Raw genomic sequence first — 19000 nt, forward strand, 5'->3', positions numbered from 1 at the left:
CACCCCGGCTCACAACTTCAGGTCGAGCAACCCATCGCCCAGATCCTCGTCAGACAACGTCTGCTGGATCAGGGCACGATGCGCCTGCTCGCTCCACAATTCGAACTTGTCGCCCATACCGAGCAATACCGCCTTCTTTTCTATGCCCACCGCACCGCGGTGGCTGGCGGGAATGCTGATACGACCGTTGCCGTCCAGCTCCAGGTGGGCGGCCGAGCCGACCAGCTTCTGCTGCAACAGGCGCACGACGCGCTGGGTATTGGGCTTGGACATGACATCGTCGCGGACCCGCTCCCATTCGGACTCGGCATACAGCCACAGGCAGCCGGCTTCGAACGGGTTGTAGGTCAACACGAGACGGTTGTTGCTGGCGCGCGCGACGAGGTCGCGGTAAGCGGTGGGAACCGCCATGCGCCCCTTGTCGTCAACTGTGATGGCCGTCTCGCCCTGAAACACGACGCCTGCACCTTGTCCTTCGCCCGGTGAAACATTGAACCACGAAAACCCACAAAACACCCGGATTTCCCTCTGATGCCCACCTTAGCAGCGAGCGAAGGGTTGTCAACAACTTTTCCGCAGGGAAATCGCCAGCCACATCAATGGCTTGCAACAACCTTTAGAGAATTGTTCAAGGCTTATCCACAAGTTGCTGATCCGTCTCAATTTTTGAGATTGAACGGAAGTTCAGGCCTGTGCAGGGGGCGTGAAACATCGCCCCCGCATTCATCGGGAAGGGGCTGAAAGCGGCGCCAGACTGCGCAAACCGGGCACAATGACGCCATGTGCCTGCTTGCTCTTGGCTGGATGCACCACCCGCGCTGGCGGCTGGTGATGACCGGCAACCGTGATGAGTTCCACGCCCGCCCCACTGCGGCGCTGACCCGGTGGCAGGATGAGACCTCCGTCATCGGCGGGCGCGACCTCCGCTCCGGAGGAGGCTGGGCCGGCGTCGGTGCCGGCGGCCGGATGGCGGTGGTCACCAATGTGCGCGATCCGCTGGCCGCCCAGACCGGTCCCTCGCGTGGCGCGCTGGTGGCCGACTTCCTCCGTGGCCGCGACCCGGCCGCAGTGCATATCGACCGCTTGGCGGCCGTGGCCGGCGCCTACGCCCCGTTCAACCTGCTGCTGGCCGATAGCGACAGCCTGGAGTATCTGGGCAACCACCCTGCCGAACGGCAGCGCCTGGGGCCGGGCGTGCATGGCATGTCCAACGGTGCACTGGATGCCCCCTGGCCGAAGACACAGCGGCTGATGGCCGCGCTGACGGCCTGGCTGGAAGAAGACGGGGTCAGATCTGCTTCGCAAAGCGAAAGGGATCTGGCCCCGTTGTGGAATGCCCTCGCCGACGAACATCGTCCTGCCGACAGTGACCTGCCGGACACCGGCATCGGACTGGAACGCGAGCGCTGGTTGAGCCCGGCCTTCATCCGCGGCGACGACTACGGCACCCGTGCCAGCACCGTGCTGCTGATCGATGGTGATGGCCACGGGCAGATCCATGAACGCCGCTTCGGGCCGCAGGGCGTATTCGTCGCCGGAAGCCGCATCGACTTCTGAACGGCGGCCAGGATGCCGCCGGGCATGGCCTGGCGCTGCAGAAGTGAATGGAGGCGGAGCCGGCCGATAAGCCGGGTTCTGTCGTGGACAGTCATTCCTCTAGGCGTTACGTCACCGCAACGCTCAAGCAACCTACCCGGATCCAACGCGGGCCGCGCCAAAGGATCCCTATTTGGTCTTGCTCCAGGTGGGGTTTGCCGTGCCGGTCTGTTGCCAGACTCGCGGTGCGCTCTTACCGCACCATTTCACCCTTACCGGCCTTCCGAAGAAGACGTAGGCGGTATCTTTCTGTTGCACTTTCCGTCGGCTTGCGCCGCCCAGGCGTTACCTGGCACCTTGCCCTGTGGAGCCCGGACTTTCCTCGGCACCCCGCAAGGGATGACGCGACTGTCTGGCCGGCTCCGCCAGCGCGCATTCTAGCGTACGCGGGTGGTTCCTGCCCGGTGGCTGTTCGATGCCGCGCGACGCGCACGCCGGGCATGGCCCGGCGCTACCGGCCGTACAACGCCTTGCGCGGTGCGCCGGTCAGCTCGGCGGCCAGCTTGGCGGCGGTCGACGGCGGCAGGTGCTCGCTCAATGTGGCGTAGACGCGACGGCCATGGGCCAGCTGCGCTTCCTCGTCGTCGCCGGCCCCCTGCACCATCACCACGAACTCACCCTTGCGCTGGTTCTCGTCGGCTTCGACCGTTGCCCGCAAGGCCGCCAGATCGCCATCCAGCACGGTCTCGAACAGCTTGGTCAGCTCCCGCGCCAGCACCGCAGGCCGCTCACCACCGAAGATCGCAGCCATGTCCGCCAGGGACTCGGCGATCCGGTGCGAGGATTCGTAGAACACCATCGTGCGCACTTCGCCGGCAAGCGCCTGCAGCCGGTCGCGGCGCCCGCTGGCCTTGGCCGGCAGGAATCCCTCGAAACTGAAGCGATCGCTGGGCAGGCCGGCCACGCTGAGCGCGGCAATGGCGGCACAGGCACCCGGAACCGGGCTGACCCGGATGCCCGCCGCGCGCGCGGCCCGCACCAGGCGGAAGCCGGGATCGCTGACCAGCGGCGTGCCGGCATCGCTGACCAGCGCCAGCGATTCGCCCGCCTGCAGGCGCGAGACCAGTCGCTGCGCCAGGGCGTCTTCGTTGTGCTCGTGCAGCGCCACCAGCGGCTGCTGGATGCCGAAATGGGACAACAGCTGGCCGCTGCGCCGCGTGTCTTCGGCACAGATCGCCGCTACCGAACGCAGCACCTCCTGTGCGCGCGGACTCAGATCGGCCAGGTTGCCGATCGGCGTGGCGACGACATACAGGGTGGGGACACTCATTTCAGCGGTACTCACGGGGCAAGGGTAGAATCCTAGCGTGTACCTGGCCAAGGCCGCTGCCCTCATCGCATGGACCCGATCATGAACAAGCCCGCCGCACGCATCTCCGCCCTTTCGTTGTCGCTGATGCTCCTGGCCGGCTGTGCCACCACCAGCTTCACCAGCGCGCCCGAATCGCCGGCCCAGAGCCAGGCGCTGGCGCTGATCGAACAGGGCAAGCCGCGCGACGCCGCGATGCAGCTGGAGGGCCTGGCGGCCACCCTGCGCGGCAGCGCGCGCAGCAATGCCCTGGCCGATGCAGCCTGGGCGTGGCACCTGGCCGGCGACAGCACCCGCGCGCGCAGCCTGTTGGGGCAGCTCAGCGCCCGCCAGCTGTCCGGTGCCAGCCTGCAGCGTTACCAGCTGACCGGCGCCGAGCTGGCACTGGCTGACAAGCAACCCGCACAGGCGCTGGCCCTGCTCAAGGACAATGGCGACAACGTCGCACCCGGCCTGCGCACGCGCTGGCTGCTCGCCCGTGCCCAGGCCCTGCAGGCCACTGGCGATGCCTTCGGCGCCGCCAGCGACCGCGCACGCGCGCAGGCCGGCCTCACCGGCAGCGCGCGCAACGAGAACCAGGCGGCCATTTCAGGCCTGCTTGGCACCCTCGACGATGCCACCCTGCGCAGCCGTGCCGCCGCGCTGCCGGCCAACGATCCGCTGTACAACTTCGCCGGCCGTGCGTTGATCGCCCGCGGCCTGCCGCTTCCGCGTCCGTTCGACCGCGACGGTGCCGCCCAGTTCGATACCAGCAAGCGCCCGCCGGCAATGAGCGATGGCTACCGCCCGCCGGCGAAGCTGGCCGTGCTGCTGCCACTCAGTGGACGCCTTGCCACCGCGGCACAGCCGGTGCGCGATGGCCTGCTCGCCGCCTATTACGGCGAATCGCGCCGCCGCCCGGACATCAATTTCTTCGATACCGCCGGCACGCCGGCCGGTGCATTGGCTGCTTACGACAAGGCAGTGGCCTCCGGTGCCGACTTCGTCGTCGGCCCGCTGGGCCGCGATGAAGTGGACGCGGTATACGGCCGCCAGCCGCTGCAGGTGCCGGTGCTGGCGCTGAACCGTGGCAAGGATTCACCGCCGGCCGGCAGCGCCGGCTTCTCGCTCGCCCCGGAAGACGACGGCATCGTCGCCGCCGAATACCTGCGTGGCCGTGAGCGCAATCGCGCCCTGGTCATCAGCAGCAGCGACGATACCGGCCGCCGCGCCGCCGCGGCCTTCTCCCAGCGTTTCACCCAGCGCGGTGGCCAGGTGGCCGCCACGGTATCGGTCGCTGAAGCGGTGGGCGATGTCGGCGCCCAGGTGCGCAATGCCGGCCAGGTCGACGCTGTGTTTCTCGCCGTGCGCGCCCCGCAGGCGCGGCTGCTCGCGCCGCAGCTGGCGCTGGCCGGTGTCGGCGGCGCCACCCGCGTCGGCACGTCCCAGCTGACCATCGGCAGCGGCAAGGTGGAGGAGGACGTGGCACTGGACGGCATCGTCTACCCGAATGAAGCCTGGAACGTGCGCAGTGTCTCCGGCCTGCCGTCGGCCAGCCAGGTCGCCAGCACGCTGCCCAGCGCGCGCGGTGCCGCCGGCCGCCTGTTCGCCTTCGGCGCCGACGCGTGGAAGATCAGCAGCTATCTGGACAAGCTGGCCAACGAAGGCGGCCTGGAAGGCGCCACCGGCACGCTGTTCCTCGATGGCAATGGCAACATCCTGCGCCAGCCGGCGTGGTCGACCTTCAGCGGCGGCCGGCCGATGCCGATCGTCGGTGGTCGCTGAGCGCACGCAGCGGGGCTCGGCGGTGGAAACCGCCGCCGAGCTGCACCTGCAACAGGCCGGGCTGCAGCCACGCGCGCGCAATGTCCGTTATCGAAGCGGTGAACTGGACCTGGTGATGGACGACGCCGGTACCGTGGTTTTCGTGGAGGTGCGGTACCGCGCGCGCAGCGACTTCGGCGGCGCTGCCGCCTCGGTCGACCCCCGCAAATGCCGGCGCCTGGTACAGGCCGCACAGTTGTACCTGCAGGCGCATCCTGCACTGGCCGGTGCACCCTGCCGCTTCGACGTGGTCGAGGCCAGCGGCGAACCGCCACAGCTGCACTGGCTGCGCGACGCGTTCCGGCTGGACGACTGCTGATGCGCTCGATCATCACCCACGCTGCCGTGCCGATGCCCGGCGCAGAGGCCGCCTGCAAGGCCATCCACTCCGTACCGGTTGTTCCACGAGATCCAACATGAATCCTGCCCTGCCCGCTGCCCTGGTTGCCGAACTGTCCGCCCTGCTGGGCACGGAGGGCTGGCGCATGGATGACACCGCGCTGGAGGCGAATGCGCAGGACAACTCATGGCGCCGGCAACGCCCCGCCGCCGTCGCGCTGCCGGCCGACACCGAACAGGTGCAGGCGCTGGTCCGCGCCTGCCGTGTGCACGGCGTGGCCCTGGTCGCGCGTGGCGCGGGCACCGGGACCACCGGCGCGGCGGTACCCCTGCCGGGCAGCATCGTGCTGTCGTTCACCCGCATGGATCGCATCGTCGAGATCCGTGCCGGTGATCGCTGCGCGGTGGTGCAACCTGGCGTGCTCAACGGCGCCCTGCAGCAGGCGCTGACACCGCATGGGCTGTTCTGGGCGCCGGACCCGTCCAGCGCGGAGATCTGCAGCGTCGGCGGCAACCTCGCCTGCAATGCCGGTGGCCCACGCGCGGTGAAGTACGGCACCAGCCGCGACAACGTGCTGGGGCTGGTCGCGGTCACCGGCACCGGCGAGGTGATCCGTTGCGGTGGCGCCTATACCAAGGATGCCACCGGCTACGACCTGACCCACCTGCTGGTGGGCAGCGAGGGCACCCTGGCGCTGATCGTGGAAGCCACCTTGAAGCTGACGCCGCTGCCGGTCGCGCAGGCCGGACTGCGCGTGCTGTACCGCGATGCCGATGCCGCCGCCGCCGCGGTATCGCGGCTGATGTCGCAGCCAGTGGTACCGACCCGCCTGGAGTTCATGGACGCGCGCAGCCTGGAACTGCTGCGCCTCAATGGCGCCGACGTACCGGAGGCCGGCGCGATGCTGCTGGTCGAGGCCGATGGCGACCACGACACCCTGCCCTACCTGCTGCAGGCGCTGGCCAGCGCTGCCGAAGGCGACGGCATGATCGAACTGGACGTCGCGATGGAGGGCCGCGCACGCGACCAGCTGTGGGCGGCGCGCAAGGCGCTGTCGCCCGCGCTGCGCAGCGTTGCGCCCGGCAAGATCAACGAAGACGTGGTGGTGCCGGTATCGCGCATTCCCGACCTGGTTGCTGGGGTACAGGCGCTGGCAGGCGAGTACAGCCTGACCATCGTCACCTTCGGCCATGCCGGCAACGGCAACCTGCACGTCAACATCCTGTACCACCCGGACGATGCCGATGAGAGCGCGCGAGCGCATGCGGCGCTGCCGAAGATCTTCGCGCTGACGCTGGCGCTGGGCGGCACACTGTCCGGTGAACATGGCATTGGCCTGGCCAAGCGCGATTTCATGGCGCAGGCGTTCACTCCCGCCACCCTGGCGACCATGCGCGCGATCAAGGCCACGCTGGACCCGGATGGCATCCTCAACCCGGGCAAGGTGCTGCCGCCTGCATGAGGCGCCGCCCTGTGCATGAACGCCGTCCGTGTCAGGACGGTAGCGCCGGGCCATGCCCGGCGTTCTCATTCGTCAGGCGAAGTGCTGATAACCACCGTCGGCCGCTTCGCCATCCACGTGCACGCCCTGCCCTTCGGCGATGCGACCGATGCGGGTGAGCGGCAGGTCCAGCGATTCGGCGAGGTAATGCAGCGCGTCGCGCTGGTCGGCGGCCGCGGTGAAGCACAACTCGTAGTCGTCTCCGCCCCGCAACGCGCAGTCGCGCGCGCCATCGCGGCCGAGCAGCTCACGCAGCGCGTGCGAGATCGGCAACGCATCGGTATCGACATGCGCTGCCACGTCACTGCGGCGGGCGATGTGGCCGAGATCGGCCAGCAGTCCGTCGGACACATCCACTGCCGCATGCGCGAAGGCACGCAGGCGCAGGCCGAGGGTGACACGCGGCGTCGGCCGCAGCAGGCGCTGGCGCAGGCTTTCATAGTCGGCCAGCAACGTGGCCGTGGCCACGTTCAACGCACCCTGTTGCCACAGGCGCAGCGCACCTGCCGCATCCCCCAGCGTGCCACTGACCCAGATGTCATCGCCGGCCTGTGCACGGTCGCGGCGCAGGGCCTGGCCACGGCCCACCTGGCCCATCGCGGTGACAGACAACGACAGCGGTCCGCGCGTGGTGTCACCCCCGATCAGCGCGACGTCATGCTGGTCGGCCAATGCGAAGAAGCCATCGGCGAATGCCTCGATCCAGTCTTCGGACGTTTCCGGCAATGACAGCGCCAGGGTGCACCAGGCCGGTCGCGCGCCCATCGACGCAAGATCGGACAGATTGACCGCCAGCGTCTTCCAGCCGATATCGAAGGCCGGCGTCACCACCGGGAAGTGCACGCCACTGTTGAGTGTATCGGCGGTCACCACCAGTTGTTCATTCGCGCGCGGCTGCAGCAGCGCGGCATCGTCACCGATGCCGAGCGGCACGTCATCGCGCTCGGCGGTGCGGGCGCGGATACGGTCGATGAGGGCGAATTCGGCCAGGGACATGGGGCGTTCTGCTCTTATGTAGCAGCCGGGCCATGCGCGGCTGCAGTTCGATCACGCGCCACACTACCGGACGCAGCCTTGCCCTGCGCGGTGAGCCAGGCAGGGCACGGCTCTACAGCGATCGGGTCAGTGGCCCGATTCGACCTTGCGCCATTCCACGGCGGCGCGGTCCAGCACACCGTTGACGTAGGTGTGGCCGTGTTCGGAGCCGAAGCGCTTGGCCGATTCGATGGCCTCGTTGATCACCACGCGGTACGGCACGTCCAGGCGGTAGCGCAGCTCGTACGCGGCCAGGCGCAGCACCGCACGTTCGATGGCATCGACTTCCTCGATGCCACGGTCCAGATACGGACCCAGCGCTTCGTCGATGTCGGTGCGGTTGTCGAGCACGCCGTGCATCAGCGCCTCGAAGTACGCCAGATCGGCGATCTCGCGGGCCTGCTCATGCGCGAACTGGGCGATCAGCGACTGTGCGTTGCCGCCGGAGATCTGCCACGCGTAGACGGCCTGCACGGCACGACGGCGCGCGCGCGAGCGCAGCACCGGATCAATGCCATCGCGGCGGACGGGTTTACCGGAGGGCTTGCCCTGGGTGTTCTTGTTCATGGCAGCTGCTCCAGAAGATTGACCATTTCCAATGCGGCGAGTGCGACTTCCTCGCCCTTGTTGCCGTGGCTGCCGCCGGCGCGGGCCTCGGCATCTTCTACGCGTTCCACCGCCAGCACGCCGTTCAGTACCGGCACGCCGAAATCCAGCTGCACGCGCATCAGGCCTTCGGCGCAGCGGTCGGCCACGTGTTCGTAATGACGGGTGTCGCCGCGGATCACACAGCCCAGGGTGAGGATGGCGGCGTGTTCATGGGCGGCGGCCAGGCGTGCGGCGACCAGCGGCAGTTCCCAGGCGCCCGGCACCCGGATCACGTCGATGTTGGCTTCGGTGATGCCGTTGCCGGCCAGGCTCTGGCGTGCGCCGGCCACCAGCGTATCGGTGATGCGGGCGTTCCAGCGGCTGGCCAGGATGGCAAAGCGCGCCGACTCGGGAGTGCGAAGATCGCCTTCGTAGTGGCTCATATGCGGCTTGGGGGACTCGATAAGGGGTAATTCTAGCGTGGATGGGCCCCGGCCGTGGTTGGCGGGGGCCTGGCATCCGCCCGGCATGGCCCGGCGCTACCGGGGTCGGATCCCGCACCGCGGCCTCCGACCCCACGGGGCGACCGTTACAGGGCCACCGTCTCCACCACTTCCAGGCCATAGCCGGCCAAGCCGATCTGCCGGCGCGGCGTGCCCAGCACGCGCAGCTTGCCCAGCCCAAGATCGGACAGGATCTGCGCACCGGCGCCATTGCGGCGCCACTGGCCCACATCCTTGTCCTTGCCCGGCACCACCGGTGCGGGCTGCTGGCGCAGGCGGGCGAGCAGCGCCTCGCCATCGCGCGGCGCCGACAGAACCACCATCACGCCGGCACCTTCGGCGGCGATCGCACGCAGCGCGTCGGTGGCGGCCACGCCGAAATCGTCACGACGCCAGTGCAGCAGGTCGGCCAGCGGATTCTCCACCTGCACGCGCACCAGGGTAGGCGTGCCAGCGTCCGGAGTGCCGCGGACCAGGGCGAAGTGCAGGTCGTGGGCGATGCGGTCGCGGTAGGTCACCAGCCTGAACGGGCCGAACTCGGTATCGATGTCGCGCTCATCGACGCGTTCGACCGTCTTCTCGGTGGCCAGGCGGTAGGCGATCAGGTCGGCGATGGAGCCCATCTTCAGGCCGTGCTCGCGGGCGAACACTTCCAGTTCCGGGCGACGCGCCATGCTGCCGTCCGGGTTGAGGATCTCCACCAGTACGCCGGCCGGTTCCAGCCCGGCCAGCATGGCCAGGTCCACGCCCGCTTCGGTGTGGCCGGCGCGGGTCAGCACGCCGCCCGGCTGGGCGATCAGCGGGAAGATGTGGCCGGGCTGGTGCAGGTCCGACGGCCGCGCGTTGGGTTTCACCGCGGTACGGATGGTATGCGCGCGGTCATGGGCGGAGATGCCGGTGGTCACGCCCTCGGCCGCTTCGATGCTGACGGTGAAATTGGTCTGGAACTGCGCGGTGTTGGCCTGCACCATCGGCGCCAGGCCCAGGTCGGCGGCGCGGGTGCGGGTCAACGGCAGGCACACCAGGCCACGGCCGTGGGTGACCATGAAGTTGATGTCGCTGGCCTTGACCAGCTCGGCAGCCATGATCAGGTCGCCTTCGTTCTCGCGGTCCTCGTCATCGACGATGACGACCATGCGGCCCTGGCGGATGTCTTCCAGGATCTCGGGGATCGGCGCGAAGTTCATGCTGCGCCTCCCTGCAGGTGCCCGCCAACAAGACGTTCGACATAACGGGCGACCAGGTCGATTTCCAGGTTCACCGCACTGCCCACGCCGGAGGCGGAGAAGGCGGTGTTGGCCACGGTATGCGGGATCAGCGCGACCTCGAAGCCTTCCTCGTCCACTTCGTTGACGGTGAGGCTGACGCCGTCCACGCAGATCGAGCCCTTCTTGGCGATGTAGCGCAGCAGCGAGGCCGGCGCGGCGAAGCGCCAGCGCTGGGCGCGCGCGTCATCGTGGATGGACAGCACCTGGCCCAGGCCATCAACGTGGCCGCTGACCAGATGCCCACCCAGACGATCGGTCGGGCGCATGGCACGCTCGAGGTTGATGACCGCGCCCTGCTCGAGTTGGCCCAGCGTGGTCAGGCCCAGCGTCTCGGTGGAGGCATCGGCCTGGAAGCTGTTGGCGTCGAATGCGATGACCGTCAGGCAGACACCGTTGATGGCGATGCTTTCGCCCATCTGCACGTGATCGAACGGCAGGTTGCCGACATTGAAGGTGAAGCGGACATCGCCGCCGATGGACTCGCGTGCGGCCAGACGGCCGACGCCTTCGATGATTCCAGTAAACAAGTAACGTTCTCCGCAGGATGTGAGCGAAAAACGCCGCAAGGCAAACAGGCGCACGCAGGGCATGAGCCCTGTGGCACCGTCTTCTTTCATCCGGACTATGACCGTCGGCTCCGGCCTTGAACCGGATCTGCTGACCCCCGGCCGTGGGCCGGGGCGCTCGCGGGCTCGTGCTTGCGCACCTACCGCCGGTGGGGAGTTGCACCCCGCCCTGAAGACGTTTGTATACCGGCGAACCGGCGTGGACAGTGTACCAGCCCGGGCTGAACGGGGTGGGGATGCCCGGGGCCGGATCCGTTTCCCGGCGGAAAACGGATCTGACCCCAAGCCTGCCCAGCCTGTGACGGCTGTCTCTCGCATTTTGTAAAACTTTCATTAAAATTCGCCGCGGACGACATGAGGTCGCCACGGGCTGCGCCTCCGGCGCGCCCGCCAATGGACTGCAATTCACAGGAATTCCCATGCGCAAGCTCCTGATCATCGCCAGCCTGCTGGCCGTCGCTCCGCTGGCCTCGGCCGCCGAAGGGCTGAGCTACACTTACGTCGAAGGTGGCTGGACCCAGGTCAAGACCGACGACAGCGATTTCAACGACCCGAAGCTTGACGGCGGCTACGTGCGCGGTTCGTTCGCGCTGGCCGAGCAGGTGCACGTGTTCGGCAGTTGGTCGCGTACCAGCAAGAGCTACCACTTCACCGGTGCGTCGGCCAAGTTCGAACTGGACCAGCCTGAGCTGGGCATCGGCTACCACATGCCGTGGACGGACCGTCTGGACTACACCGCCGACATCGCCTGGGTGCGCCAGAACGCCGAGCTGACCCTGAAATCGGATCTGTTCGGCCGCGAACACCTGAAGGATCACACCAACCTGGCCCGCGCCACCATGGGCGTGCGTGGCAAGCCTTCGCCGAAGACCGAAGCGTGGGCCAAGGCCGGCTACATGGATGGCGGCAACGACTTCAAGGGCACCTGGGTCGGCACCGTCGGTGGCCAGATCAATTTCACCCCGACCTGGGGCCTGGTGGGAGAAGTCTCCGGCCAGCGCGATGTCACCCAGTTCTCGGCCGGCGTCCGCGCCAGCTTCTGATTGCCCGATCCTCGTCGTGCGATCGAACGGGCCCCGCAAGGGGCCCGTTTTTTTTCGGACAGGTTGCATGGATTGCCGGGCCGGCACGCCCGATGCTCTGGGGGCCCTCAAGCGTTCCCGTCCATGCCATGCTGAAAGCCGTCCTTGCCCTGTTACTTTCCGTACCGTTTGCCACGCGCGCAGCGGAACCCGCCGCGCTGTCACTGGAAACAACGTTTGATGCGTACATACGGGTCATTGCCCACGATGATGAGCGCGCCAGGGACCTCCTCAAGAGCAGCCTGGAGACCGCGGACGCTGACTGCCCTCACATCGCATCCAGCACGTACGGGCTGCATGCCTTTGGAGGTCTGGACGAAGTGTTCAACGCGTCGGCAGCCGAGGCAATACATGCACGCACCCAGCGCATCCGTTGCGAGATCACGGGAATCGAGGCCGTGAAGCGCGACACGCCAGAACATCACAAGGTGCGCTATCAATGCCTGCTCCCGGACGTATCGGCGGCCTTTGACCTTTACCGCGAGAACCGCAGATATTTCCATCCGGACAAGGATGAAGAGCGATTCGCGGCCTTCCTCGATCAATACGCTGCGATTGTCAGTGATGCCCCCGACCGCATCCACCAGGCGGAAGCCTCGTTCTACCGTCTCGGCAGCACTGGCCCATGGATCGGCGGCACCCTGAACAATCTTGGCTCTGCGCTGTTTGAGCGATTGCTCCCCTTCGAGGAGTGGGACGAACGGATCGATGCTGACTCCGTCGCCGTGTTCACCGGCATTCCAGCGTGTGATCTGATGCTGGACGCACAGATGAAATTCGCAGCACGCCACTATCCGGACGACTTAGACCAGCAGGGCGCAGCGCTTCATAAAAACATGGCCGAGCATCTGAAGATGCTCGGCCGGGAATACTCAATGAAATACTGCAGGGCCATCCATGACACCTACCGTGATCTGTGGTCAGGCACCCTCGACAACACGCAGCCGCGACGATGACGACGTGGTCACCCGCCTGAAGCGCATTGCCCGATCCTCGTGGTGCGATCGAACGGCCGCCGCAAGGGGCCCGCTTCCTAGCCTGCGGCAACGGCGGAAAATGCGCTAGGCTTGCGCGCCTCTGGACCCGGAATCACTGTCATGAAGACCCCCCTGCGTTCCCTGCTGGCCACTGCACTGTTGTGCGCTCCGCTGTTCGCCAGCGCCGCCTCGACGCAGCTGAGCCCCGAACTGACGTTCGATCTCTATGCCCGAACGCTGCTGGAAGACGACGCGGCCGCCACGCGCACACTCAACGACGCGCTGAAGCCGGCGTTCGAGGGCCAGGACGCCGTGACCCCGAACCCGGGGGCGCTGGCCAAGGCATTGGCCGAACCCTGGCAGACGGTACTGGCCAGCACCGGCGCCAAGGTCGACGCTGCGGCCACCGAAGCGCTGTACGCCAAGGCGCTGCGTGATTCGAAGTGCCGCGCAACCCAGAGCGTGATCGAAGACAACGAATACGTTGAAGACCAGAAGCTGGCGCGGATCACCTACACCTGCCAGGTGCCCGACCTGGGCAAGGTCCGTCCGCTGTTCGCCGCCAGCCTGGCCGACCATGCCAGCCCGGCTTCGCGCAAGCAGTTCACCGATGCCTACACCCAGGCGCTGCAGAGTGGTGCACGCGTGCCGGTCAGCGGCGCCTTCACCCTGTACCCGGCCAAGGACAACGGCTACTGGTACAGCGGCAACTTCGATGATCTGGTGGGCACCGTGGCCGGTGCGCTGGCACCGTTCGAGGACTGGATGCAGGACGCGCAGGCAGCCCACGCGCCGAAAGTGACCGGCATACCCGGCTGTGACCTGCTGCTGCAGCAGCACCGCAGCTGCGTGGCGAAGATCGCACCGGACCAGATCAGCGGCGTGGACGCGATGGCCGAAGAGCTGAAGGCCAAAGCGCAGGTGCAGTCGGCCGAGGAGATGACGCAGGAGTGCAAGGCACTGCGCCCGCTGGCCGAGATGATGTGGACCGACGAATGCACCTGAGCCGCTAAGCGGTCGCGCCGGGCCATGCCCGGCGTCACTCGAATGCACCTGATCGCGTGATGATGGCATCGCAGCGGGGGCATGCGCTGCATGACCCCGTTTGCAACTTCTTGCATTGCTTCACAGGGTGCCGGGGCCGATCCTGCAGCACCCTTCCCGGCCCCATACATGCGCCTGCTCGCCGCTCTGTCCTTTCTGTTCACCGGCGTGTGCATTGCCGCGCCACACACGCCGGAACAGGAGTACACGCTGCAGGCGCGTGTTGTTCTTCAGCACGATCCGGCTGCGCGCGACCAACTGGCCCTGTGGGACGCTGCCGCTGTTCCTCGCAACGGAATCGATTGGCAGCGCAGCCTCGATGATCTGCCCACCTGGCTGCGGCAGCAGCAGATCGTGCCGCCCTCGGCGGCGGTGATGCAGGATGTCACCGATGCACTGCTGGCGCGACTGTCGGCGGCCACCTGCCACGCCGAGGCGTTCCTGCCGCTGGGCAGTCCCGAGATCGGTCAATTCACGCTCGCCTGCGCGTTGCCCGATCCGGCGCCCACGTTCGCGCTGTACCGGGCACTGCGCCAGGCCGGGCCTGGCGGGCAGGCGCAGCACAGCGATGTGTTCTTCAGCGCCTACGCCGCCCACCTTCGCAGCGCACCGGCGGCATTGCATCGCACCCATGTGGTGGGGTGGTCCTCCTATCGCCATGGCGACGTGCATGAGGCCCGTTCAGACCAGCTGTACCAAGCCATTCTGCTGAGGTTGCTGCCGTTCGAGGCATGGGACCGGCGTATCACGGGGGATGTTCCCCCAAGCCTGCTCCACGACTGAGCACCCCCGCTACCGCGCGTCCGTCTCGTCCGCCACCTGCCCATGCTACGGCCGCAGCAGCAGGCGCAGGTCCTCACCCACCTGGCATTGCTCGACCACGCGCAGCCGGCGTTGCTGCTGCATCGCTTCGATGCCCAGCCCGGCCAGCAGCGGGCGGGCCCGGTCACCCAGCAGGGTGGGCGCCTGGTACAGCAGCAGCTCATCCACCCAGCCGCCGCGCAGCAGCGCACCGGCCAGCGTAGCGCCGGCTTCGGTATGCACTTCGTTGATGCCGCGCCCGGCCAGCAGGGTCAGCATCGCGCCAAGATCGAGACGGCCGTCGGCACCGGGCACGCAGGCGAACTCGGCATCGGCGGCATCCGGTGCGCTGACCGCCGCATCGTGCAGGTACAACGTGGGTGCCCCACCCTCGCGCACGCGGCTGCATTCCAGCGAACGCAGGCGCGAATCGAGCACGACGCGCAGCGGCGGCATCACGTCGACGTCCCGCAGGCGCACGGTCAGCATCGGATCATCAGCCAGGACGGTATCGGCACCGGTCAGGATCGCGCCGGCGCGTGCACGCCAGTGCTGCACGTCTTCGCGCGCCGCTGCTCCGGTGATCCATTTGGACGTGCCGTCGGCCATCGCCGTACGCCCGTCCAGGCTGGCGGCCAGCTTCACCCGCAGCCACGGGCGATTGCGCTCCACGCGTGACAGAAAGCCCTTGTTGAGCTCGCGTGCCTGCGCCGCCATCAGCCCTTCGGCGACCTCGATGCCGGCGCCGCGCAGCAGGTCGAATCCGCCGCCATCGACCTGCGGGAAGGGATCACGCAGCGCAGCGACCACACGCGATACACCTGCCTCGATCAGTGCCAGTGCGCACGGGGGTGTGCGCCCGTAATGCGCGCAGGGCTCAAGGGTGACGTAGGCAGTGGCACCACGCGCCTCGCCACCGGCCTCGCGCAACGCGAACACTTCGGCATGCGGGCCACCGGCACGCTGGTGCCAGCCCTGCCCGACCACACGTTCACCATGGGCGATCACGCAGCCGACCATCGGATTGGGGCGGGTGGTGTAGGCGGCGCGCTCGGCCAGGCGCAGCGCGCTGGCCATGTGCAGATGGTCGAGGACGGAGAATGGGGTGGTCATCTGGCCATGGTAACGCTGCCGGTGCTGATCCATGCCGTCGGTGCCAACCAAGGTTGGCACCCACCAGTGGATGCGGCCATCGGTGCCAACCAGGGTCGGCACCGAACCAGGCAGAGGCGGTCAGCCTTTCTTCTTCTTGGCCAGGGCGATCACATCGCCCAACAGCTGCAGCTGTTCGGTGCTGGCCGGCAGCTCGCGTTCGAGTTTTTCGATTTCCTCGCGGAAATCGGCCACATCCTCGAAGCTGCGGTAGACCGAAGCGAATCGCACGTACCCCACGTGATCGAGCTTGCGCAGCTCGTTCATCACGAACTCGCCCACCTTGATCGAAGGCACTTCACGCTCACCACTGAGGCGCAGCTGGTGGACCACCGCACGCACCGCCGCTTCGATCTTGTCTTCCGGCACGGCACGCTTCTGCAGCGCGCGATCAAAGCCGGCGCGTACCTTGCGCTGGTCGAAGGCCTCGCGGGTGCCATCGCTCTTGACGATGGCCGGCAGCTTCAGTTCGACGGTTTCCAGGGTGCTGAAGCGCTCGTTGCAGGCCTCGCACTCACGCCGACGGCGGATCGTCGCGCCGTCTTCAGAGACGCGCGAGTCGATGACCCGGGTATCGGCATGTTGGCAGAAGGGGCAATACATGGAACGCCTGGCTCAGGGGACAACCTAAATGCCACGGTCATGGCAGCGTCGCAAAGGTACCTGAGAAGGGGCTTTCCGGCAAATTTCATGTGCTGTACGGCCCCCTCGTCAAGGGCAACCCTGCAGCCGTCCCAGATGCATCCCAATACTCGGAAACACCCTGATGCGTGAGGCTGGACAGGCGATCCCTGCACCACCATGCGACCTGCCTGAAAAGTCAGGCGCCCGGAGGGTGAGCAGGCCGCCAGCGCAACCAGGCCAGATGCGCCGCCGGCAGCAGCAGCGGCGGGCCGAACAGCAACAGGCTGAAGCCGTCCATGCGCTCGGTCATGCCGACCACCAGCCCCAGCACGACGGCGGGCACCGCAGCCAACGCGCCCAGCGCCAGCAACGCCCACCACACCCGGCCCACTGCCTGCAGGCCAGACCGGCCCTGCAGCAGGAAACCGGCGCCGATGTACAACCAGGCAACAATGCCCAGCGTCCCGGCGGTGCCCCAGCACACCAGCAGCAGCCGGCTCGGCAGGCGGGTTTCCTGCGTCAGGCCGGAGTACACGCCCACCAGGGCCACGGTGCCTCCCAGCAGCACGCCTGGCAGCCCGAACAGCAGGGCCTGCACGAGGTGCAGGCGCTTGTGCAGACGTTCATCCATACGCTCATCCATGTGCGTTGCTCTCCCTGCGCCGGGGTCAGAGCCCTTCCCTGCGGGACGGGATCCGACCCCATCAGCCGATCAACCGTAGACCGGGTACTTGCGGCACTGCGCGCTGACGGCATCGCGCACGCGGGCGATCACGGCGTCATCGTTCGGCGCATCGAGGACATCGGCGATCCAGTTGGCCAGATCCACGCAGTCCTGCTCGGTGTAGCCACGGGTGGTCACCGCCGGCGTACCCAGGCGCAGGCCGGAGGTCACGAACGGCGAACGCGGGTCGTTCGGCACCGAGTTCTTGTTGACGGTGATGTGCGCCTTGCCCAGTGCCGCTTCCGCGTCCTTGCCGGACACATCCTTGCCGATCATGTCCACCAGCATCAGGTGGTTCTGGGTGCCGCCGGAGACGATCTTGTAGCCGCGCGCGATGAGCGTGCTGGCCATCGCCTGGGCGTTCTTCACCACCTGCTGCTGGTAGGTCTTGAAAGCCGGTTCCAGCGCTTCCTTGAAGGCCACCGCCTTGCCGGCGATGACGTGCATCAGCGGACCGCCCTGGATACCCGGGAACACGATCGACTGCAGCTTCTTGACCAGATCCTCATCGGCACCCTTGGCGACGATGATGCCGCCGCGCGGGCCGCGCAGGGTCTTGTGGGTGGTGGAGGTGACGACGTGGGCGTGGTCCAGCGGGCTCGGATAGACGCCGGCAGCGACCAGACCGGCGACGTGGGCCATGTCGACGAACAGGTAGGCGCCGACCTTGTCGGCGATGGCGCGGAAGCGTGCCCAGTCGATCACCTGCGAGTAGGCCGAGAAGCCGGCCACGACCATCTTCGGCTTGTGCTCCAGGGCCAGGCGCTCGACTTCGTCGTAGTCGATCAGGCCCTGGTCGTTCACGCCGTACTGCACGGCGTTGAACAGCTTGCCCGAAGCGTTCACCTTGGCGCCATGGGTGAGGTGGCCGCCGTGGGCCAGGCTCATGCCGAGGATGGTGTCGCCCGGCTGCAGCAGCGCGAAGTACACGGCCTGGTTGGCCTGCGAGCCGCTGTGTGGCTGCACGTTGGCATAGTCGGCGCCGAACAGCTGCTTGAGGCGGTCGATCGCCAGCTGCTCGGCGATGTCCACGTATTCGCAACCACCGTAGTAGCGCTTGCCCGGATAGCCTTCGGCGTACTTGTTGGTCAGCTGGCTGCCCTGCGCTTCCATCACTGCCGGGCTGGTGTAGTTCTCGCTGGCGATCAGCTCGACATGGTCTTCCTGGCGCTGGGTCTCAGCGGCGATGGCCTTGGCCAGTTCGGGATCGTAGGATTCGATGCGGACGTCACGCGGGAACATCGGGTACTCCAGCAGGCAGGGAAAGGGGGTGTACGGCTCAGCCCCTGATTGTAGCCCCGCACCGGCCGGCTGGGGCCGAAACGGACGGGGCCGGATCCCTCGAAGGAATCCGGCCCCGTATGGTTCCGAGTGAAGTTGCGGGGTCAGATACCATTACGTTGGGTAGGGATATGTACCCCACCGCGATCCTCAGCGGCAGCAGAGCACGTACAGGGCGATCACGCCGGTGGCGATGGCCACCAGCAGCATGTTGCCGCGGTCATCGCGGATCCACTGGTGGCCATGCGGCGGGCGGCGCAGGTGGTAGCGCGGATAGTCGTTCACCACGTAGATCGGGCCGCGATAGTAGTCGCGGTAGCGGTGGCCCACCTTCCAGCCATAGCCGGGGCCGTAGGCAGGGCGGTAGACCACACGCGGCGGCGGTGCCGGGCGGTAGTAGCGGTCATGGTCACGGTGCCACTCGCGGCGGTCCTGCCGGTAATCGCGCCGGGCCTCGCGGCGGTCGCGCTCCCAGTCACGGCGGTCCTGTCGCCACTCGCGGCGATCCTCCCGCCACTCGCGGCGGTCGTGGCCGCGGCCGCGATGGTCGTCGTCGGCAAATGCCGGGGCAACCGCGCCGAGCGCCAGCACAGAGGCCACGGCTCCGGCCATTACTCGATTGATGCGCATGTCAGACCTCTGCTTGGGTGGGTGGTGACCCCATATTGCGCACCGGATCTGAACCGTTTCCGGCTGGAAACGCTTCCCGCTTCAGGACTGTGACGGCGATTCAGGCCGCGGCCAGCCCGGCCGGCTCCCCGTGGCGCGGCGGGTAACCGGTTCCGGCTATAATTGGCGGTATTCCA

General features: G+C 67.4%; 20 protein-coding genes, 1 other RNA gene and 1 riboswitch. Of the genes, 8 read left to right on the top strand and 13 right to left on the bottom strand.

What is annotated here, in order from left to right; genetic code table 11:
- Positions 1 to 9: 9 nt before the first annotated feature.
- Entirely contained in the window at positions 10 to 456 is a 447-nt protein-coding gene (mraZ, locus tag ACVOKU_RS12400) for a division/cell wall cluster transcriptional repressor MraZ (RefSeq protein ID WP_004143635.1), read from the bottom strand.
- A gap of 324 nt (positions 457 to 780) precedes the next feature.
- Between mraZ and ACVOKU_RS12405 the strand changes: the two genes are divergently transcribed.
- Positions 781 to 1557, top strand: a complete 777-nt coding sequence (locus ACVOKU_RS12405) for an NRDE family protein (protein WP_481560057.1) — start codon at positions 781 to 783, stop codon at positions 1555 to 1557.
- Positions 1558 to 1608: 51 nt separating this feature from the next.
- Here ACVOKU_RS12405 and rnpB read toward each other — a convergent pair.
- Both rnpB and rsmI read right to left on the bottom strand, forming a co-directional pair.
- An RNA gene (rnpB, locus tag ACVOKU_RS12410) (RNase P RNA component class A) lies at positions 1609 to 1960 on the bottom strand.
- An 87-nt stretch (positions 1961 to 2047) separates the two neighbouring features.
- A complete protein-coding gene (rsmI, locus tag ACVOKU_RS12415) occupies positions 2048 to 2866 on the bottom strand; it encodes a 16S rRNA (cytidine(1402)-2'-O)-methyltransferase (RefSeq protein WP_065175817.1) in 819 nt (272 codons plus the stop codon).
- An 81-nt stretch (positions 2867 to 2947) separates the two neighbouring features.
- Here rsmI and ACVOKU_RS12420 point away from each other — a divergent pair, with 81 nt between their 5' ends.
- The 3 genes from ACVOKU_RS12420 to ACVOKU_RS12430 all read left to right on the top strand — a co-directional run bounded on the left by ACVOKU_RS12420 (position 2948) and on the right by ACVOKU_RS12430 (position 6510).
- A complete protein-coding gene (locus tag ACVOKU_RS12420; protein ID WP_065175851.1) occupies positions 2948 to 4669 on the top strand; it encodes a penicillin-binding protein activator in 1722 nt (573 codons plus the stop codon).
- Positions 4659 to 5027 carry a YraN family protein gene (locus tag ACVOKU_RS12425; RefSeq protein WP_481560058.1) on the top strand — a complete coding sequence of 123 codons (369 nt, stop codon included), beginning with the start codon at positions 4659 to 4661 and terminating at the stop codon, positions 5025 to 5027. Before ACVOKU_RS12420 ends, ACVOKU_RS12425 begins: the two co-directional genes overlap by 11 nt.
- 97 nt (positions 5028 to 5124) lie before the next feature.
- Positions 5125 to 6510, top strand: a complete 1386-nt coding sequence (locus ACVOKU_RS12430; protein ID WP_481560059.1) for an FAD-binding oxidoreductase — start codon at positions 5125 to 5127, stop codon at positions 6508 to 6510.
- 72 nt (positions 6511 to 6582) lie between these two features.
- Here ACVOKU_RS12430 and thiL read toward each other — a convergent pair whose 3' ends face one another.
- The 5 genes from thiL to ACVOKU_RS12455 all read right to left on the bottom strand — a co-directional run bounded on the left by thiL (position 6583) and on the right by ACVOKU_RS12455 (position 10470).
- A complete protein-coding gene (gene thiL, locus ACVOKU_RS12435) occupies positions 6583 to 7545 on the bottom strand; it encodes a thiamine-phosphate kinase (RefSeq protein WP_481560060.1) in 963 nt (320 codons plus the stop codon).
- Positions 7546 to 7671: 126 nt separating this feature from the next.
- A complete protein-coding gene (gene nusB, locus ACVOKU_RS12440) occupies positions 7672 to 8151 on the bottom strand; it encodes a transcription antitermination factor NusB (protein ID WP_053516471.1) in 480 nt (159 codons plus the stop codon).
- Positions 8148 to 8615: a 6,7-dimethyl-8-ribityllumazine synthase gene (gene ribH / locus ACVOKU_RS12445; RefSeq protein WP_010481977.1), complete on the bottom strand. Its 468-nt coding sequence runs from the start codon at positions 8613 to 8615 to the stop codon at positions 8148 to 8150. Before ribH ends, nusB begins: the two co-directional genes overlap by 4 nt.
- Before the next feature lie 146 nt (positions 8616 to 8761).
- Entirely contained in the window at positions 8762 to 9862 is a 1101-nt protein-coding gene (gene ribB / locus ACVOKU_RS12450; protein WP_053516472.1) for a 3,4-dihydroxy-2-butanone-4-phosphate synthase, read from the bottom strand.
- Positions 9859 to 10470 carry a riboflavin synthase gene (locus ACVOKU_RS12455; protein WP_111186317.1) on the bottom strand — a complete coding sequence of 204 codons (612 nt, stop codon included), beginning with the start codon at positions 10468 to 10470 and terminating at the stop codon, positions 9859 to 9861. The genes ribB and ACVOKU_RS12455 overlap by 4 nt, the downstream gene beginning before the upstream one ends.
- A 74-nt stretch (positions 10471 to 10544) precedes the next feature.
- A riboswitch (FMN riboswitch) is annotated at positions 10545 to 10690 on the bottom strand.
- Positions 10691 to 10928: 238 nt separating this feature from the next.
- Here ACVOKU_RS12455 and ACVOKU_RS12460 point away from each other — a divergent pair.
- The 4 genes from ACVOKU_RS12460 (at position 10929) to ACVOKU_RS12475 (ending at position 14395) form a co-directional block, all read left to right on the top strand.
- A complete protein-coding gene (locus ACVOKU_RS12460) occupies positions 10929 to 11552 on the top strand; it encodes a hypothetical protein (protein ID WP_074901821.1) in 624 nt (207 codons plus the stop codon).
- Positions 11553 to 11680: 128 nt separating this feature from the next.
- On the top strand, positions 11681 to 12547 hold the full coding sequence (locus ACVOKU_RS12465; protein ID WP_481560061.1) for a hypothetical protein: 867 nt from the start codon (positions 11681 to 11683) through the stop codon (positions 12545 to 12547).
- A gap of 141 nt (positions 12548 to 12688) precedes the next feature.
- Positions 12689 to 13573: a hypothetical protein gene (locus ACVOKU_RS12470; RefSeq protein WP_481560062.1), complete on the top strand. Its 885-nt coding sequence runs from the start codon at positions 12689 to 12691 to the stop codon at positions 13571 to 13573.
- A 168-nt stretch (positions 13574 to 13741) separates the two neighbouring features.
- Complete coding sequence (locus ACVOKU_RS12475) at positions 13742 to 14395, top strand: hypothetical protein (protein ID WP_481560063.1); 654 nt, start codon at positions 13742 to 13744, stop codon at positions 14393 to 14395.
- Positions 14396 to 14440: 45 nt separating this feature from the next.
- On the opposite strand, the gene ribD is transcribed toward ACVOKU_RS12475, so the two are convergent.
- From ribD to ACVOKU_RS12500, 5 genes are all read right to left on the bottom strand, one after another.
- On the bottom strand, positions 14441 to 15526 hold the full coding sequence (gene ribD / locus ACVOKU_RS12480) for a bifunctional diaminohydroxyphosphoribosylaminopyrimidine deaminase/5-amino-6-(5-phosphoribosylamino)uracil reductase RibD (RefSeq protein ID WP_481560064.1): 1086 nt from the start codon (positions 15524 to 15526) through the stop codon (positions 14441 to 14443).
- Between the two features lie 120 nt (positions 15527 to 15646).
- Positions 15647 to 16168 carry a transcriptional regulator NrdR gene (nrdR, locus tag ACVOKU_RS12485; protein WP_053518899.1) on the bottom strand — a complete coding sequence of 174 codons (522 nt, stop codon included), beginning with the start codon at positions 16166 to 16168 and terminating at the stop codon, positions 15647 to 15649.
- A 217-nt stretch (positions 16169 to 16385) separates the two neighbouring features.
- Positions 16386 to 16820, bottom strand: coding sequence for a hypothetical protein (locus tag ACVOKU_RS12490; RefSeq protein ID WP_481560065.1), 435 nt, complete (start codon positions 16818 to 16820; stop codon positions 16386 to 16388).
- A gap of 81 nt (positions 16821 to 16901) precedes the next feature.
- On the bottom strand, positions 16902 to 18155 hold the full coding sequence (glyA, locus tag ACVOKU_RS12495) for a serine hydroxymethyltransferase (protein WP_065175825.1): 1254 nt from the start codon (positions 18153 to 18155) through the stop codon (positions 16902 to 16904).
- A gap of 189 nt (positions 18156 to 18344) precedes the next feature.
- On the bottom strand, positions 18345 to 18824 hold the full coding sequence (locus tag ACVOKU_RS12500) for an RcnB family protein (RefSeq protein WP_481560066.1): 480 nt from the start codon (positions 18822 to 18824) through the stop codon (positions 18345 to 18347).
- Positions 18825 to 19000 lie beyond the last annotated feature (176 nt).

This window comes from Stenotrophomonas sp. STEN147 (genome assembly GCF_056757995.1).

Bases quoted from the DNA above. Each gene is read 5' to 3' on its own strand.
- ACVOKU_RS12460 (WP_074901821.1), top strand. From the start codon at position 10,929: ATGCGCAAGCTCCTGATCATCGCCAGCCTGCTGGCCGTCGCTCCGCTG.
- ACVOKU_RS12430 (WP_481560059.1), top strand. From the start codon at position 5,125: ATGAATCCTGCCCTGCCCGCTGCCCTGGTTGCCGAACTGTCCGCCCTG.
- ribB (WP_053516472.1), bottom strand. From the start codon at position 9,862: ATGAACTTCGCGCCGATCCCCGAGATCCTGGAAGACATCCGCCAGGGC.
- ribD (WP_481560064.1), bottom strand. From the start codon at position 15,526: ATGACCACCCCATTCTCCGTCCTCGACCATCTGCACATGGCCAGCGCG.
- ACVOKU_RS12490 (WP_481560065.1), bottom strand. From the start codon at position 16,820: ATGGATGAACGTCTGCACAAGCGCCTGCACCTCGTGCAGGCCCTGCTG.
- ACVOKU_RS12470 (WP_481560062.1), top strand. From the start codon at position 12,689: ATGAAGACCCCCCTGCGTTCCCTGCTGGCCACTGCACTGTTGTGCGCT.
- rsmI (WP_065175817.1), bottom strand. From the start codon at position 2,866: ATGAGTGTCCCCACCCTGTATGTCGTCGCCACGCCGATCGGCAACCTG.
- ACVOKU_RS12405 (WP_481560057.1), top strand. From the start codon at position 781: ATGTGCCTGCTTGCTCTTGGCTGGATGCACCACCCGCGCTGGCGGCTG.
- glyA (WP_065175825.1), bottom strand. From the start codon at position 18,155: ATGTTCCCGCGTGACGTCCGCATCGAATCCTACGATCCCGAACTGGCC.
- ACVOKU_RS12475 (WP_481560063.1), top strand. From the start codon at position 13,742: ATGCGCCTGCTCGCCGCTCTGTCCTTTCTGTTCACCGGCGTGTGCATT.
- thiL (WP_481560060.1), bottom strand. From the start codon at position 7,545: ATGTCCCTGGCCGAATTCGCCCTCATCGACCGTATCCGCGCCCGCACC.
- ribH (WP_010481977.1), bottom strand. From the start codon at position 8,615: ATGAGCCACTACGAAGGCGATCTTCGCACTCCCGAGTCGGCGCGCTTT.
- ACVOKU_RS12465 (WP_481560061.1), top strand. From the start codon at position 11,681: ATGCTGAAAGCCGTCCTTGCCCTGTTACTTTCCGTACCGTTTGCCACG.
- nusB (WP_053516471.1), bottom strand. From the start codon at position 8,151: ATGAACAAGAACACCCAGGGCAAGCCCTCCGGTAAACCCGTCCGCCGC.
- ACVOKU_RS12500 (WP_481560066.1), bottom strand. From the start codon at position 18,824: ATGCGCATCAATCGAGTAATGGCCGGAGCCGTGGCCTCTGTGCTGGCG.
- ACVOKU_RS12420 (WP_065175851.1), top strand. From the start codon at position 2,948: ATGAACAAGCCCGCCGCACGCATCTCCGCCCTTTCGTTGTCGCTGATG.
- nrdR (WP_053518899.1), bottom strand. From the start codon at position 16,168: ATGTATTGCCCCTTCTGCCAACATGCCGATACCCGGGTCATCGACTCG.